Consider the following 15,408-nt stretch of genomic DNA (forward strand, 5'->3'; position numbering starts at 1 on the left):
CATTTCGGCGGAATCGCTATCGGGTTGCAAGGCCGGATAAAGCCGATAGGCTAAAGAAAACAATACGGGGGAAGCGATGGGCTATCTGACCACGCATGTTCTGGATACGGCGCGGGGCGTCCCGGCGGCGGGGCTGCGGATCGAGCTGTTCCGGCTGGGCACCAGCCGCGACCGGCTTGCCGAGGTGGTGACGAATGCCGATGGCCGCACCGATGGCCCGATCCTGCCGGAAACCGCATTTGCGACCGGCGAATATGAGCTGGTCTTTCACGCCGGTGATTATATCGGCAGCCGTGATTTTCTGGACGTGGTGCCGATCCGCTTTCGCATGACGCAGGACGATCATTACCATGTGCCGCTGCTGCTGTCGCCCTTTGGCTTTTCGACCTATCGCGGAAGCTGACGTATGGACATCATCGTTCTGACGGAATGGGCAACCTTTGCCGTGCGCTGGCTGCATGTCATCACCGCGATGGCGTGGATCGGGTCGTCGTTCTTTTTCATCGCACTGGATCTGGGGCTGCGTAAATCGCCGCATCTGCCACCCAAAGCCTTTGGCGAGGAATGGCAGGTCCATGGCGGCGGTTTTTATCATATCCAGAAATATCTGGTTGCCCCGGATAACATGCCCGAGCATCTGATCTGGCATAAATGGCAAAGCTATTCCACATGGCTGTCGGGCGCGGCCCTGCTGGTGCTGGTCTATTGGATCGGCGGGCATTTGTTCCTGATCGACCCGGCCAAGGCGGATCTGGCGCTGTGGCAGGCGGTGCTGATTTCTGCGGCCTCGCTATCGGTGGGCTGGCTGGTTTATGACCGGCTGTGCAAATCCGGTCTGGCCGAGCGGCCAACCCTGCTGATGGTGCTGCTGTTTGTGCTGCTGGTGGCGATGGGCTGGGGCTATAATCAGGTGTTCACGGGCCGCGCGGTGCTGCTGCATTTGGGCGCGTTTACCGCCACGATTATGACCGCGAATGTGTTTTTCATCATCATCCCGAACCAAAAGATCGTAGTGGCGGATCTGATTGCGGGCCGGGCACCCGATCCGAAATATGGCAAGATCGCCAAGCTGCGTTCGATGCATAACAACTATCTGACGCTGCCGGTCATTTTTCTGATGCTGTCGAACCATTACCCGCTGGCCTTTGCCAGCCCGTATAACTGGCTGATTGCGGCGCTGATCTTTCTGATGGGCGTGTCGATCCGGCATTTCTTCAACACCATGCACGCGGGACGGGGAATGCCGTGGTGGACCTGGGGCGTAACCGCGGCGCTGTTTGCTGCGGTGGTGTGGATTTCCACCGCGCCGCTGCAACAGCAGGATTATGAGACATCCGAGGCCCGCGCCCTGACCCCTTACGAGGCGCGTTTCGCCAGTGCCGACGGGTTCGAGGACATTGCCGCCATCGTGCCGGGCCGCTGCGCCATGTGCCACGCCCGCGAACCCGGCTGGCCCGGTATCCGCCATGCACCCAAGGGCGTGCTGCTGGAAACCCCCGCCGATGTGGCGGCCCATGCGCGCGAGATCTACCTGCAAGCCGGTGCGACCGAGGCGATGCCGCCCGCAAATCTGTCCTTCATGGAACCGGCGGAACGTCAGGCCATCCGTCGCTGGTATCAAAGCGCAAGCCGCTCGGCTGCAAATTGATGCGCCTGTGAACATTCGGGCTGCGGGCTGCATGATGGCCCGAACCAATCCCCGACTTGCCGCGTTCCGTTCGGTATAACAAACGGATGGAACGATGACCCTGCCGGAAATCATGGTGCTTGGCCTGTTGGCCGCAACGATGGCACTGTTCATCTTTTCCAGTCTGCGCCATGATATTGTCGCGTTGATCGCATTGCTGGCGGCTGTGCTGATCGGGCTGGTTCCGGCGGCGGATGCATTTGCCGGGTTCTCGCAACCGGCGGTTATCACCGTGGCCTGCGTTCTGGTGCTGTCACGGATGCTGCAACAGACAGGCGCGGTGGAAACCGTCTCGAACCGTTTGCTGCCTGCGCAGGCCGGGCGCACGGTTTCCATGTTCGCGCTGGTCGGGCTTGGGGCGTTTCTGTCGGCCTTTATGAACAATGTTGGCGCGCTGGCGCTGCTGATGCCGGTGGCAATCCGGGTGGCCGCGCGGCTGGAGATGCCCGCCGGGCAGATTCTGATGCCGCTGTCCTTTGGCACCATCCTTGGCGGCATGACCACGCTGATCGGGACGCCGCCGAACCTGATCGTGTCCGGTATCCGGGCCGAGGCGGGGCTGGGTGAATATCAGATGTTTGATCTGACCCCGGTGGGCCTGCCGGTGGCGCTGGCCGGGGTGGTGGTGCTGGTCCTGTTCGGCTGGCGTTTGGTGCCGGGACGCGACGGGGCAGGGGCCGAGGTCTCGACCGGGCTGTATCTGACCGAAGTGCGCGTGGCCGAGAAATCCACGCTGATCGGCGGCACCCTGCACGAAGCCGAGGAGCAGATTTCCGAAAGCGGCAGTCAGGTTGTCGGGCTGGTTCGCAACGGCGTGCATCTGTTTGCGCCGCGCGGCTCCCGTGCGGTGCAGGCGGGCGATATTCTGGTGGTCGAAACCGAACTGGAGGAAGTCCCCGAATTGCTTGGCAAGCTGGGTCTTGCGCTGGCCGAGGGCGAGCAGCCCCCCGCCACTGCCGAGGATCAGCCCGCCGACCCTGATGCCGAGGACACCCCCGACACCCCCAAACGCAGCGAGATCATCCTGCGCGAAGTCGTGGTCATGCCCGGCGCGGCGCTGGCCGGACGTTCGCCCCGGTCGATCCAGTTGCGCAACAACTTCAGCATCAACCTGCTGGCGCTGTCGCGCAGCGGCCATCGGCGTATCTCGCGCCTGTCCACGGCGCAGTTTCAATCCGGTGATCTGCTGCTGGTGCAGGGTGACGAATCCGCCATCGCCCGGTTTTGCAGCGATCAGGGCTGTATGCCGCTGGCGACCCGCGAAATCGACCTGCCGGACCGTGCCAATGCCCGTTGGGCGATGCTGATTATGGGCGCGGCGCTGGTGGCCGTAACGGCAGGACTGCTGCCTACGGCCATCGCCTTTCTGCTGGCGGTGGTGGCTGCTGTGGTCTTTGGTATCCTGCCTTTGCGGCAGCTTTACACCTCGATCGACTGGACGGTGGTTGTGCTGCTGGCGGCGCTGATCCCGATTGCGGGCGCGATGGAGCAGACCGGTGCCGCGGCCTCGGTCGCGACGGCGCTGGTCGGTCATGTGGCGGGCGACAGCGTGGTGATCGGGCTGGTTCTGGTGCTGGTTCTGACCATGTTCCTGTCGGATGTGATGAACAACGCCGCCACCGCTGCCGTCATGGCCCCCATCGGGATGCAGATGGCAAACCAGCTTGGGGCCTCGGTCGATCAGTTCCTGCTGGCGGTGGCGATCGGGGCGTCCTGTGCCTTTCTGACCCCGATCGGGCATCAGAACAACACATTGATCCTTGGGCCCGGCGGCTTCCGCTTTGGTGATTACTGGAAGGCGGGGCTGTTGCTGGAACTGGCGATTTTGCCGGTGGCAGTCATCATGCTGATGCTGGTCTGGTAGATAGATTACGCGGGCAGGTGCCTCCGGCGGGGATATTTAAGTGAAGAAGAAAACCCATCTTTTGTCCCCAAATATCCCCGCCGGAGGCGAAGGGGGCAAAGCCCCCGCTTACCCCGCCTTGACCCGTCGCCGTGCTGCGTGCAGCAAAGGTTCGGTATAGCCCGAGGGCTGCGCGGCCCCTTGCAGGATCAGATCCCGTGCGGCACGGAAAGCCTCGCCGTCAAAGCCCGGTGCCATGGGGCGATAGGCCGGATCGGCCGCGTTTTGTGCATCGACCCGCACCGCCATGCGACGCAGGCTGTCCTCGACCTGCGCTTCGGTGCAAATCCCATGCAGAAGCCAGTTGGCCAGATGCTGCGCTGAAATCCGCAGCGTCGCACGGTCCTCCATCAGCCCGATGTCGTTGATGTCAGGCACTTTGGAACAGCCAACCCCCTGATCGACCCAACGCACCACATAGCCAAGGATCGACTGGCAGGAATTGTCCAGCTCATGCGTGATCTGATCCGGCGTCAGGTTGCGCCCGACCATCAGCGGCGGGGTCAGCAGCGCATCCATGCTGGCCCGCGCCCGTGATCTCAGGCCGTCCTGAACCGCCGCGACATTGACCTGGTGGTAATGCGTCGCGTGCAGCGTGGCTGCGGTGGGGGACGGCACCCATGCTGTGTTCGCCCCGGCTTGCGGATGGGTGATTTTCTGGTCCAGCATCTCGGCCATGGCGTCGGGTTTGGCCCACATGCCCTTGCCGATCTGGCCGCGCCCGGCCAGCCCGGCGGCAAGGCCGGTATCGACATTGCCGTCCTCATAGGCCGCCAGCCATGCCGCGCCGCGCATCTCGGATTTCGGCAGCACTGGCCCGGCCTGCATCGAGCTGTGGATCTCGTCCCCGGTGCGGTCCAGAAAGCCGGTGTTGATGAACACGCAGCGGTTCCGCAATGCCGCGATACAGGCGGCGAGGTTGACGCTGGTGCGGCGCTCCTCGTCCATCAGGCCCAGTTTCACGGTGTTTTCCGGCAGGCCAAGCACCTGTTCGACCCGACCATACAGGCGGTCGGCAAAAGCCGCCTCGGTGGGGCCGTGCATCTTGGGCTTGACGACATAGACCGAACCGGCGCGGCTGTTGCGCGGACCATCCTTGGACAGATCGTGCATGGCGGCGGCGACTGTCACCATCGCATCCATGATCCCTTCCGGCGTGTCCTGCCCGTCCAGACGCACCGCATCGGTCAGCATCAGATGGCCCACGTTGCGCACCAGCAGCAGGGCGCGGCCCGGATGTGTCACCGGCTGGCCCTGCGGGTCCAGATAGGTGACGTCAGGGTTCAGGGCGCGGGTCATTTCTGCACCATTCTTGGTGAATGTATCGGTCAGGTCGCCCCGCATCAGCCCCAGCCAGTTGCGATAGACGACAACCTTATCGGCAGCATCCACGGCGGCGACGGAATCTTCGGCATCCTGAATCGCGGTCAGGGCGCTTTCCAGACGAATATCGGCAATCCCTGCCGGATCGTCGCGTCCGATGGTGCTGGCGCGGTCCACGACAATACGGATCAGCAGCCCGTTTACCCGCAGGAACACATCGCCCGTATCGGTATAGCCCGCGAATTGCGCCGGGTCCGCCAGCCCGGTTTCGCCGCCCGCATCAATCAGCAGCACACCGTCCGAGACTTGCATCTTTGTCACATCGGCCCAGCTTCCCCCGGCCAGGGGGGTCACCCGGTCCAGATGCGCCCGGCCCCATGCAATGACTTGCGCCCCCCGCGTGGGGTCATAGCCCGGCGCGGCCTGCCCCGGTATCGCATCGGTGCCGTAAAGTGCGTCATAAAGGCTGCCCCAACGCGCATTGGCGGCGTTCAGCGCGAACCGTGCGTTCATCACCGGCACCACAAGCTGAGGCCCGGCGATGCTGGCGATTTCCGGGTCCACATGGGTGGTTTCCACCTGAAACGGCGCAGGTTCGGGTTCCAGATAGCTGATCTCTGTCAGGAAGGCGCGGTAAGCCTGCGGCTCAAAGGCGTTGTTGCGGTGCCAATCGTCGATCTGCGCCTGCAATTCCGCCCGCCGTGCCAGAAGCGCCGCATTTTCCGGCATCAGATCCCGCAGCAGCGCGGCATAGCCTGACCAGAAGGCATCGGCGGAAACGCCGGTCAGCACCTCGTTTTCGACCAGATCGGCGAGTTCAGCGGCGACGCTCAGCCCCGCGCGGTTGACATAATCGGTCATTCTATCCCCCTGTTATTCTTGTGGCCGAACGGCCTGACCCGCGACATAAGTTTGCACCACGGCGCGATCATCGCCAAGTGTTTGCAGCAAGAACAGCTCATCCGCCAGCGGGTCACGCCCATCCTGCACCCGTGCCATGCGCAGGCGCATCGCTGGGGTCGCGCTGCTGTCCAGCACCACCAGATCGGCGGCGGTTCCGGGGTCCAGCGTCCCGACATCCGCCATCCCCATCGCCTGCGCATTGCCGCGTGTGATCCAATGCGCGGCGGCCAGCGGGTGCATCCGCTGGCGCTGCATTTGCAGAACCTTGAAGCCCTCGTCGGCGGTTTTCAGCATCGACCAGCTTGTGCCGCCGCCGATGTCGGTTGCGATCCCTGCGACCACGCCTGCATCGCGCAGCCGTCGCGCGTCATAAAGGCCTGATCCCAGAAACAGGTTCGAGGTCGGGCAGAAAACCGCGCGGCTGCCGGTTTCCGCCATACGGGCGATTTCGCGGTCAGACAGGTGGATGGCATGGCCGAAAAGGCTGTTTGGGCCAAGCAGGCCAAAGCGGTCGTAAACGTCCAGATAATCGCTCGCTTCCGGGTAAAGCTGCATGGTCAGCGCGATTTCGTCATGGTTTTCCGATAGATGCGTTTGCATCAGGCAGTCGGGGTTTTCCGCCACCAACGCGCCCGCCGCCTGCAACTGCGCGGGCGTCGAGGTGATCGCAAAGCGCGGCGTAATCGCATAGCGCAGCCGCCCGCGCCCGTGCCAGCGGGCAATCAGCGCGGCGCTGTCATCATAGCTGGCCTGCGCCGTGTCCAGCACCCCCGGCGGGGCATTGCGGTCCATCATCACCTTGCCCGCCGCCAGCGCCATGCCGCGCGCATCAGCCTGCTGCATCAGCGCATCCACGCTGGCCGCATGTGCGGAACCAAAGACGCAGGCCGTCGTGGTGCCGTGGCGCAGCAACTCATCCAGAAACGCGCCTGCCATGACCTGCGCATGGGCGGAGTCGGCATAGCGGGATTCCTCGGGGAAGGTGTGGTCGTTCAGCCAGTCCAGAAGCTGATCGGCATAAGAGGCCACCACCTGAAGCTGCGGGAAATGGATATGTGGATCGACAAAGCCGGGCAGGATCAGATGCGGGCGGTGGTCGATCTCGGGCAGGCCCTCGGCCCGCAGATCGGCATATTCGCCCATCGCCTCGATCCGGCCATCCGCGACGATCAGCGCCCCGTCAGGGATATAGCGGTGGTTGTCCGCCGTTGTGAACGGGTCGGCGTGAAAGCTCAGCAGGCGGCCTCGGATCAACTGGCGCATTTTGGGCCTTTCGTCAGTGTGGCGATGATTTCGGCGGCGGTAAAGGCCGCAATGATTTCAGGGCGTTTGTCGGGGGAAAACCCCGCGCCTATGGGGCAGATCAGCGGGCCGGGGTCAAGCCCTTCGCGCCGGACATGAGCATCAAAGCGGGCGCGTTTCGTGGCGCTGCCGATCAGCCCGATATAGGCGGCGTCCCCACGGCGCAGGGCCTCGGTCGCCAGCGCGAAATCCAGCGCGTGATCGTGGGTGGCGATGACAAAGGCGCTGCCGGGGCGGGCGGCGCGGATCGCGGCTTCGGGCAGGGCGGTCAGGTGGCTGCGGCCTGCGTCCAACCGTGCCAGCTCCTCTGCCCGCTGGTCGTAAACGCTGACGTTCAGCGGCAGCAGCACCGCCGCCCGCGCCAAGGCCCGGCCCACATGGCCGGCGCCAAAGATCAGCAGGTCATGGCGCGGGTCAGCCGCAGGTGCGGTATCAACCCGCTGAAAAGACAGCGCCACCCAGCCACCGCAGCATTGCGCGATCTCTGGCCCAAGTGCGGTTTCCAGATGGGCGCTGTCCTGCCCGGCCTTCAGCATGGCGCGGGCCTTGTCGATGGCGATGGATTCCAGCGCCCCGCCGCCGATACTGCCCTGCGTGTCATGGGGCAGGACCAGCATCCACGCCCCGACCTCGCGCGGGGCAGAGCCGCGCAGGCGTTCCACCCGCACCCGGATCATCGCCGCGCCGCAATCGCCATCAGCACCCGTTCCGGTGTGGCGGGCGCGTCCAGCCCGACCGGCTGACGCGGATCACCGAACGAGGCCACCGCCGCCTGAATCGCCTGAAACACGCTGATCGCCAGCATGAAGGGCGGTTCCCCCACCGCCTTTGACCGGCGGATCGTCGGCTTTTCCGCCTGTGACCAATCGGCCAGCGCCAGCCGGAAATCACGGGGCCGATCGCTGGCCACCGGGATTTTATAGGTCGAAGGCGCGTGTGTGCGCAGCCGCCCCTGATCGTCCCACCATAATTCCTCGGTGGTCAGCCATCCCATGCCCTGAACAAAGGCGCCCTCGACCTGACCGCGGTCCAGCGCCGGGTTCAGGCTGCGGCCCACATCATGCAGGATGTCCACCCGTTCCACGCGATATTCGCCGGTCAGGCTGTCCACGCTGACCTCGGATACGGCTGCGCCATAGGCGAAATAATAGAACGGATGGCCCCGCCCCTCGGCGCGGTTCCAGTGGATGTCGGGGGTTTTGTAAAATCCTGCCGCCGACAGATGCACCCGCGCCAGATAGGCCATGCGGATCAGGTCGGGAAAGCTGATTGTTTCATCCCCCGCCTGCACGGTTTCATCTTGAAAGCTGATCTGATCCGGGTTCAGCCCTTTGGTTTCACACAAGAAATCGACCAGACGCGTCTTGATCTGCTGGGCCGCGTCCTGCGCTGCCATGCCGTTCAGATCGGTGCCGGAACTGGCCGCCGTGGCCGAGGTGTTCGGCACCTGATCGGTCGATGTGGCGGTGATGCGCACCCGGTTCAGCCCGACCTGAAACACGTCTGCCACCACCTGCGCGACCTTGGTGTGCAGACCCTGGCCCATTTCGGTGCCGCCATGGTTCAGCCGGATTGAGCCATCGGCATAAATATGCACCAAGGCCCCCGCCTGATTGAAATGCGTGGCGGTAAAGCTGATCCCGAACTTGACCGGCGTCAGCGCGATGCCGCGCCGGATCGTGCCGCCCCGCGCGTTCCATTCCGCCACCGCCGTGCGCCGTGCCTGATAGTCGCTGCTGCTTTCCAATTCATCCAGCAGGCGCGGCAGGATCTGATCCTCGACCGGCTGGTGATAGGGGGTCAGATCGCCGTTGCGATACAGGTTGCGGCGGCGGACCGTCAGCGGGTCGAAGCCCAGCACAGTTGCTATATCATCGACGATGCGTTCCGCCACGATCACCCCTTGCGGGCCGCCAAAGCCGCGAAAGGCGGTATTGCTGACGGTATTGGTGCGCATCGGGTGACTGCGCAGGGTCACATCGGGGTAGAAATAGGCGTTGTCGCCATGAAACAGTGCCCGATCCGTTACCGCGCCCGACAGGTCGGCGGAAAAGCCGCAGCGCGCAAACCAGTCGCCGTCCACCGCCAGAATCCGGCCCTGATCGTCAAAGCCAACGCTGTAATCTACAATGAAATCATGGCGCTTTCCGGTGGTGAGCATGTCCTCGTCACGGTCGGGGCGCAGCTTGACGGTACGGCCCAAGCGGCGGGCGGCCATTGCGGCAAGGCAGGCGAACAGGTTCATCTGGGTTTCCTTGCCACCAAAGCCGCCGCCCATCCGCCGCACCCGCACCGTCACCGCGCTGGAAGGCAGATCAAGCGCATGGGCCACCATATGCTGCACTTCGGACGGGTGCTGTGTGCTGACATGGATCAGCATTCCGCCATCATCATCGGGTTCGGCAAGGGCGATCTGGCCTTCGAGGTAAAAGTGATCCTGCCCGCCAATCCGCATCCGCCCTTGCAGCCGGTGCGGGGCTGCCGCGAAGGCCGGGCCGGGGTCGCCACGCCGCAGGACCATCCCCGGCACGACGGTTTCATGCGCATCCATCGCATCCAGAACGGCGGGCAGGGGCGCATAGTCCACCGCAGCCAGCCGCACTGCCGCCCGTGCCTGCAACCGGGTCTGCGCCACCACGGCAAAGACCGGCTGACCGTGGAAACTGACCATCCCCGGCGCAAGGATCGGGTCATCGCCCAACCCGTTCGGGCTGACATCATTATGCGGCAGATCATCCGCGGTCAGAACCGCAACCACCCCGGGCGCGGTCCGCACCGCCCCAAGGTCCAGCCGCGTGATCCGGCCATGCGCGCAATCCGACAGGCCAAGCGCCATATGCAGCAAATCCGCCCGTTCCGCCCGATCGTCGGTGTAATCCGCCTGCCCGGTCACATGGGCAAGGGCGCTGTCATGGGGGGCGTCGCGGTGGATCATTGCCAGCCCTCCCAAGCGCGGCGGATCAGGTTTCCGGCCAGCATTCGCCGATATTCCGCGCTGGCCCGCATATCGGTCAGCGGGGTGAAATCCCCCTCGGCGGCGCGGGCGGCGGCGTCGAAGGTGGCGGCGGTAAAGGGCTGGCCGATCAGCGCGGCCTCGGCCCCCTGCGCTCGGCGTGGGATGCCATCCAGCCCGCCATAGGCCAGCCGCGCGTCCGTGATCTGCCCACCCTCATGGCGCAGCCAGAACCCCATCGCCACGGCGGTAATGTCGCTGTCGCGCCGCTTGCTGACCTTTTCCGCCGCGACCAGATCACCGGGGGCAGGGCGGGGAATGTCGATATATTCCAGAAACTCGCCCGGCTGGCGGTCTTGCTTGCCATAGGTCAGGAAATAATCCTGCAAGGGGATCTCGCGCCGTTGGTCGCCCCGCCGCAGCCCGATCCGGGTGCCAAGCGCGATCAGCAGCGGTGGCATATCCCCGATGGGCGAGCCGTTGGCGATATTGCCACCGACCGTCCCCGCATTGCGCACCTGCCAGCCGCCGATGCGTTGCAGATACGGCCCGACCGCCGGGGCCAGTGCCGCCAGCGCAGGTGCGGCGCGGGTATAGGTGACGCCCGCGCCAAGTCGCAGGCTATCCCCCCGGTCCTCGATCCCCTGCATCAGATGGCCGATGAATATGGCGGGCGCGATGTCGCGCATCTGTTTCGTCACCCACAGCCCCACATCCGTTGCCCCCGCCACCAGTGTGGCATCCGGCGAGGCCGCATAGGCGCGGGCCAGCGCGTCCTCATCCACGGGGATCATGGGGCTGTCCGCCGGGGCAATCGCCGCCAGTCGCGCCACCATATTGCCCCCGGCCAGAGGGTCCGCCGGTCCCGCCGCCTGCGCCGCCGCAATGATCGATCCGTATCCCGTGCAGCGGCACAGGTTTCCCTGCAACGCGACCTCAATATCATGTATCGAGGGGGCCGCATTCTGCTGCCGCAGCGCGTGCAGCACCACCGCGATACCGGGCGAGCAGAACCCGCATTGGCTGGCGTGGTGATCTACCATTGCTTGTTGCACCGGGGCAGGACCATGCACTGCCAGCCCCTCGACGGTGACGATATGCTGACCGTGACAGGTTGCCAGCGGACGGATGCAGGCGTTCACGGGCGCATAGGTCATGCGGCCCTGATCCACGCGACCGACCAGCACGCTGCACGCGCCACAGTCACCTTCGGCGCAGCCTTCCTTGCTGCCGGTCAGCCCCCGGTTCAGCCGCAGATAGTCCAGCAGCATATCACCCGGCGCGGCCTCGGGGGCCACATCCTGATCGTTCAGCACAAAGCGCACAGCCGCCATCAATCGCCCCCATGTTCAGCCGTGCCAGCTTAGCGGAACCCTGCGCCGGGGCAACCGGCTGACATGCGTTGAGCTGAGCGATTCACCATCCGCCCATCTGGCAGGCAGATCGCTGCACAATCAGGCAGATTGCGCCGTCCATTCCCCGGCCTGCCCGGATTTTGGGCGCATCGCTGGACAAAGACCCCGCCCGGCGCAAGCTGGCGGCATGAACGCACCCGCCCATATCCTGCCCCGCAGCCATGGCCGCGCCGAGATCGCTCTGGACGGCGCCCGCCTGACGCGGCTGTTTCAGCAGGGCTGCGCGAAAATCCTGCTGCCGCGCGGGCGGGACGAGGCGGTGTTTACCAATACCGCAGGCGGTATCACCGGCGGCGATCGTATCGCGCTGGCGGCCAGCCTTGGTGCGGGCGACCGTTTGACCATGACCACTCAGGCTGCCGAGCGTATCTATCGCAGCGCGGGTGGGGTGGCGCGGGTGACGAATGAGCTGACCCTTGCTGCCGGGGCGCGGCTGGATTGGCTGCCACAGGAAACCATCCTGTTCAACGGTGCCGCGCTGGACCGCTGTCTGACCGTCCATATGGCCGGGGACGCACAACTTCTGGCGCTGGAAACCCTGATTTTTGGCCGGGCCGCGCATGGCGAGGTCATCACCCGCCTGCACCTGCGCGACAACTGGCGCATCCATCGCGGCGGGCGGCTGATCCATGCGGAATCGTTGCGCCTTGATGGGCTGCCCGGCACCCCTGCGACCACCGCAGGCATAGGCGCGGCAGCAACACTGGTGCTGGCCGCCCCCGGCGTGGGTGACCGTCTGGATGCCGCCCGCGCCATGCTGACCGGCGCGGCGGGCGCAACCGCCCCTTTGCCTGATCTGCTGGTGGTGCGGCTGCTGGCCCCCTCGGGGCAGGCGCTGCGGGCCATGCTGATCCCGTTGATTCACCTGCTGCGCGGCAGCCGCCCGCCGCGCGTCTGGCAACTCTGAAAGGCCCGCTATGAATCTGACCCCCCGCGAAAAGGACAAGCTGCTGGTGGCGCTGGCCGCCATGATCGCCCGCGACCGCCGCGCCCGAGGCGTCAAGCTGAACCATCCCGAAGCCATTGCCATCATCACCGATGCGGTGGTCGAAGGCGCTCGGGACGGGCGCAGCGTGGCCGATCTGATGCAGGCCGGGGCCGAAATCCTGCGGGCCGAGGATTGTATGCCCGGCATCCCGGACATGATCCCCGAAATCCAGATCGAGGCCACCTTTCCCGATGGCACCAAGCTCGTCACCGTTCACCACCCGATCCGATAAGGCGCTGATATGAAAAACCTGTTCATCCTTCTGACCCTGCTGCCCTCTGCCGCGCTGGCGCATCCGGGCCATGACACCGGCGCGCCTTTCATGGCGGGTCTGAACCACCCGCTTGGCGGCACCGATCACCTGCTGGCGATGGTGGCGGTCGGCCTTTGGGCGGCACTTGCCGGAGGCCGTGCCATCTGGGCCATGCCGCTGACCTTTGTTGCGGCGATGCTGGCAGGTGGGGCCTTGGGGGCTGTGGGCATGACCCTGCCGCTGGTGGAGCCGCTGATCCTTGCCTCATCCATCATCATCGGTGCGGCGGTGGCGCTGGCCCTGCGGCCCTCACTGGCGGCAACCCTGCCGCTGGTGGCGCTGTTCGGTCTGGCGCATGGCTTTGCTCATGGGGCTGAAGGCCCGGCCACCGGCCTGGTCGCCTATGCCGCAGGCTTTGCGCTGGCGACCGCATTGCTGCACCTTGCAGGCATCGGGCTTGGCCGCTTTGGCCTGACTGCCACCCGTCTGCTGGGCGCGGCAACCATGGCAGCGGGTCTTGCACTTGGCTTTGCATGATTTTCGACGCCGCAGGGGGCTTTGCCCCCTCGGGCTGACGCCCTCACCCCCAGGATATTGAGGTGAAGAAGAATGGGCATCTTTTGTCCCTAAATATCCCCGGGGGTCCGGGGGCTGGCCCCCGGTCCACCTCAGCCAAAAAGGAACCCGCTATGATCCCCGGCGAAATCATTCCCGCTGACGGCGACATCACCCTGAACCAAGGCCGCCCGCAGATTACCCTGACCGTGGCTAATACCGGCGACCGCCCGGTTCAGGTTGGCAGCCATTACCACTTTGCCGAAACCAACCCGGCGCTGGATTTTGATCGTCGGGCCGCGCATGGGCATCGGCTGAACATCCCCGCAGGCACGGCGATCCGGTTCGAGCCGGGCCAGACCCGGGACGTGCCGCTGATCCCCTTTTCCGGGGAGCGCCGCGCCATTGGCTTTCGCGCCGCCGTCATGGGGGATTTGTAATGGTCAGCCTGTCCCGCGCCGATTACGCCGCGATTTACGGCCCCACCACTGGCGACTGCATCCGTCTTGCCGATACCGACCTGCTGATCGAGGTTGAGCGCGACCTGACCACCTATGGCGAGGAGGTCAAGTTCGGTGGCGGCAAGGTCATCCGCGACGGTATGGGGCAGTCGCAGAAATCCCGTGCCGAAGGTGCGATGGATACCGTCATCACCAACGCGCTGATCGTGGATGCGACGGGTATCTACAAGGCCGATGTCGGCCTGCGCGATGGGCGCATTGCAGCCATCGGCAAGGCGGGTAACCCTGATACACAGCCCGCCGTCACCGTGCTGATCGGGCCGGGAACCGAGATCATCGCGGGCGAGGGTCGCATCCTGACCGCCGGTGCGATGGATGCGCATATCCATTACATCTGCCCGCAGCAGGTCAATGACGCGCTGCATTCCGGCGTGACCACCATGCTTGGCGGCGGCACCGGCCCGGCGCATGGTACGCTGGCCACCACCTGCACGCCGGGGCCGTGGCATATCCACCGCATGATGCAGGCCGCCGACAGCCTGCCGATGAATCTTGCGTTTGCGGGCAAGGGCAATGCCAGCCTGCCTGCCGCGCTGGAGGAACAGATCCGTGCCGGAGCCTGTGCGCTGAAGCTGCATGAGGACTGGGGGACCACCCCCGCCGCCATCGACTGTTGCCTGACCGTGGCCGACCGCCACGACATTCAGGTGATGATCCATACCGATACGCTGAACGAATCCGGCTTTGTCGAGGACACCATCCGCGCCATCAACGGTCGCACTATCCACGCCTTTCACACCGAAGGCGCGGGCGGCGGCCATGCGCCGGACATCATTCGGGTGGCGGGGCTGGCGAATGTGATCCCGTCGTCCACCAACCCGACCCGTCCCTTCACCGTGAACACGATGGAGGAGCATCTGGACATGCTGATGGTCTGTCATCACCTTGACCGCGCCATCCCCGAGGACATCGCCTTTGCCGAATCCCGTATCCGGCGCGAGACCATCGCGGCCGAGGACATCCTGCACGACCTTGGGGCCATGTCGATCATCAGCAGCGACAGTCAGGCGATGGGCCGCGTGGGCGAGGTGCTGATCCGCACATGGCAGACCGCGCATAAGATGCGGGGCCAGCGCGGCAAGCTGGGGGACGGCCCGGCGGATAATTTCCGCGTCCGCCGCTATATTGCGAAATACACCATCAACCCGGCAATTGCGCATGGTATCGGCCATGAAATCGGCACTATCGAGGTTGGCAAACGTGCTGATCTGGTGCTGTGGAACCCGGCGTTTTTCGGGGTGAAGCCGGAAATGGTGCTGCTTGGCGGCATGGTGGCCATGGCGCAAATGGGCGATCCGAATGCCTCTATCCCGACGCCGCAGCCGGTCCACTCGCGCCCGATGTTCGGGGCTTTGGGCCGGGCGCTGCACGCCAGCGCGGTGACATTCACCAGCGCCGGGGCCGATCTGCCTGAGCTGTCGAAAGCCTGCGTCGCGGTGAAAAACACCCGCAACATCGGCAAGGCCGATATGATGCTGAACGACGCTACGCCCGATATTACCGTGGACCCTGAAACCTATGAAGTCCGCGCCGATGGCGAATTGCTGACCTGTGAACCAGCCAGCGAATTGCCGATGGCGCAACGCTATTTCCTGTTCTGAAAGC

13 protein-coding genes are annotated in these 15,408 nt (G+C 64.9%); 8 read left to right on the top strand and 5 right to left on the bottom strand.

All coding sequences use genetic code 11. The annotated features are described in order from the left end of the window. Positions 1–76 precede the first annotated feature (76 nt). From uraH to Q4G24_RS02085, 3 genes are all read left to right on the top strand, one after another. Positions 77–403, top strand: a complete 327-nt coding sequence (uraH, locus tag Q4G24_RS02075) for a hydroxyisourate hydrolase (RefSeq protein WP_303364844.1) — start codon at positions 77–79, stop codon at positions 401–403. A gap of 3 nt (positions 404–406) precedes the next feature. Next, positions 407–1,648: a urate hydroxylase PuuD gene (locus tag Q4G24_RS02080; protein ID WP_303364845.1), complete on the top strand. Its 1,242-nt coding sequence runs from the start codon at positions 407–409 to the stop codon at positions 1,646–1,648. Positions 1,649–1,742: 94 nt separating this feature from the next. Further along, positions 1,743–3,551 (top strand): SLC13 family permease, encoded by a 1,809-nt coding sequence (locus Q4G24_RS02085; protein ID WP_303364846.1) that lies wholly within the window; start codon positions 1,743–1,745, stop codon positions 3,549–3,551. A gap of 108 nt (positions 3,552–3,659) precedes the next feature. Here Q4G24_RS02085 and Q4G24_RS02090 read toward each other — a convergent pair whose 3' ends face one another. The 5 genes from Q4G24_RS02090 to xdhA are packed head-to-tail and all read right to left on the bottom strand — an operon-like array spanning position 3,660 to position 11,405. After that, positions 3,660–5,774 carry a malate synthase G gene (locus Q4G24_RS02090; protein WP_303364847.1) on the bottom strand — a complete coding sequence of 705 codons (2,115 nt, stop codon included), beginning with the start codon at positions 5,772–5,774 and terminating at the stop codon, positions 3,660–3,662. Positions 5,775–5,786: 12 nt separating this feature from the next. After that, the gene (gene guaD, locus Q4G24_RS02095; protein ID WP_303364848.1) at positions 5,787–7,079 is read right to left on the bottom strand and encodes a guanine deaminase; all 1,293 of its coding nucleotides are present in this window, start codon (positions 7,077–7,079) and stop codon (positions 5,787–5,789) included. Then, positions 7,067–7,795, bottom strand: a complete 729-nt coding sequence (gene xdhC / locus Q4G24_RS02100; RefSeq protein ID WP_303364849.1) for a xanthine dehydrogenase accessory protein XdhC — start codon at positions 7,793–7,795, stop codon at positions 7,067–7,069. Before xdhC ends, guaD begins: the two co-directional genes overlap by 13 nt. Then, complete coding sequence (gene xdhB / locus Q4G24_RS02105) at positions 7,792–10,053, bottom strand: xanthine dehydrogenase molybdopterin binding subunit (protein WP_303364850.1); 2,262 nt, start codon at positions 10,051–10,053, stop codon at positions 7,792–7,794. Before xdhB ends, xdhC begins: the two co-directional genes overlap by 4 nt. Beyond that, a complete protein-coding gene (xdhA, locus tag Q4G24_RS02110; RefSeq protein ID WP_303364851.1) occupies positions 10,050–11,405 on the bottom strand; it encodes a xanthine dehydrogenase small subunit in 1,356 nt (451 codons plus the stop codon). Before xdhA ends, xdhB begins: the two co-directional genes overlap by 4 nt. Positions 11,406–11,613: 208 nt before the next feature. Between xdhA and Q4G24_RS02115 the strand changes: the two genes are divergently transcribed. The 5 genes from Q4G24_RS02115 to ureC all read left to right on the top strand — a co-directional run bounded on the left by Q4G24_RS02115 (position 11,614) and on the right by ureC (position 15,404). Continuing rightward, a complete protein-coding gene (locus tag Q4G24_RS02115) occupies positions 11,614–12,393 on the top strand; it encodes an urease accessory protein UreD (RefSeq protein ID WP_303364852.1) in 780 nt (259 codons plus the stop codon). Between the two features lie 10 nt (positions 12,394–12,403). After that, complete coding sequence (locus Q4G24_RS02120; RefSeq protein WP_303364853.1) at positions 12,404–12,706, top strand: urease subunit gamma; 303 nt, start codon at positions 12,404–12,406, stop codon at positions 12,704–12,706. Positions 12,707–12,715: 9 nt separating this feature from the next. Next, positions 12,716–13,264, top strand: coding sequence for a HupE/UreJ family protein (locus Q4G24_RS02125; RefSeq protein WP_303364854.1), 549 nt, complete (start codon positions 12,716–12,718; stop codon positions 13,262–13,264). Positions 13,265–13,416: 152 nt separating this feature from the next. After that, positions 13,417–13,722 (top strand): urease subunit beta, encoded by a 306-nt coding sequence (locus tag Q4G24_RS02130; RefSeq protein WP_303364855.1) that lies wholly within the window; start codon positions 13,417–13,419, stop codon positions 13,720–13,722. Continuing rightward, complete coding sequence (gene ureC / locus Q4G24_RS02135; protein ID WP_303364856.1) at positions 13,722–15,404, top strand: urease subunit alpha; 1,683 nt, start codon at positions 13,722–13,724, stop codon at positions 15,402–15,404. The genes Q4G24_RS02130 and ureC overlap by 1 nt, the downstream gene beginning before the upstream one ends. Positions 15,405–15,408: the final 4 nt, after the last annotated feature.

Source organism: Paracoccus sp. (in: a-proteobacteria), from assembly GCF_030538695.1.
Classification (GTDB): Bacteria; Pseudomonadota; Alphaproteobacteria; order Rhodobacterales; family Rhodobacteraceae; genus Paracoccus.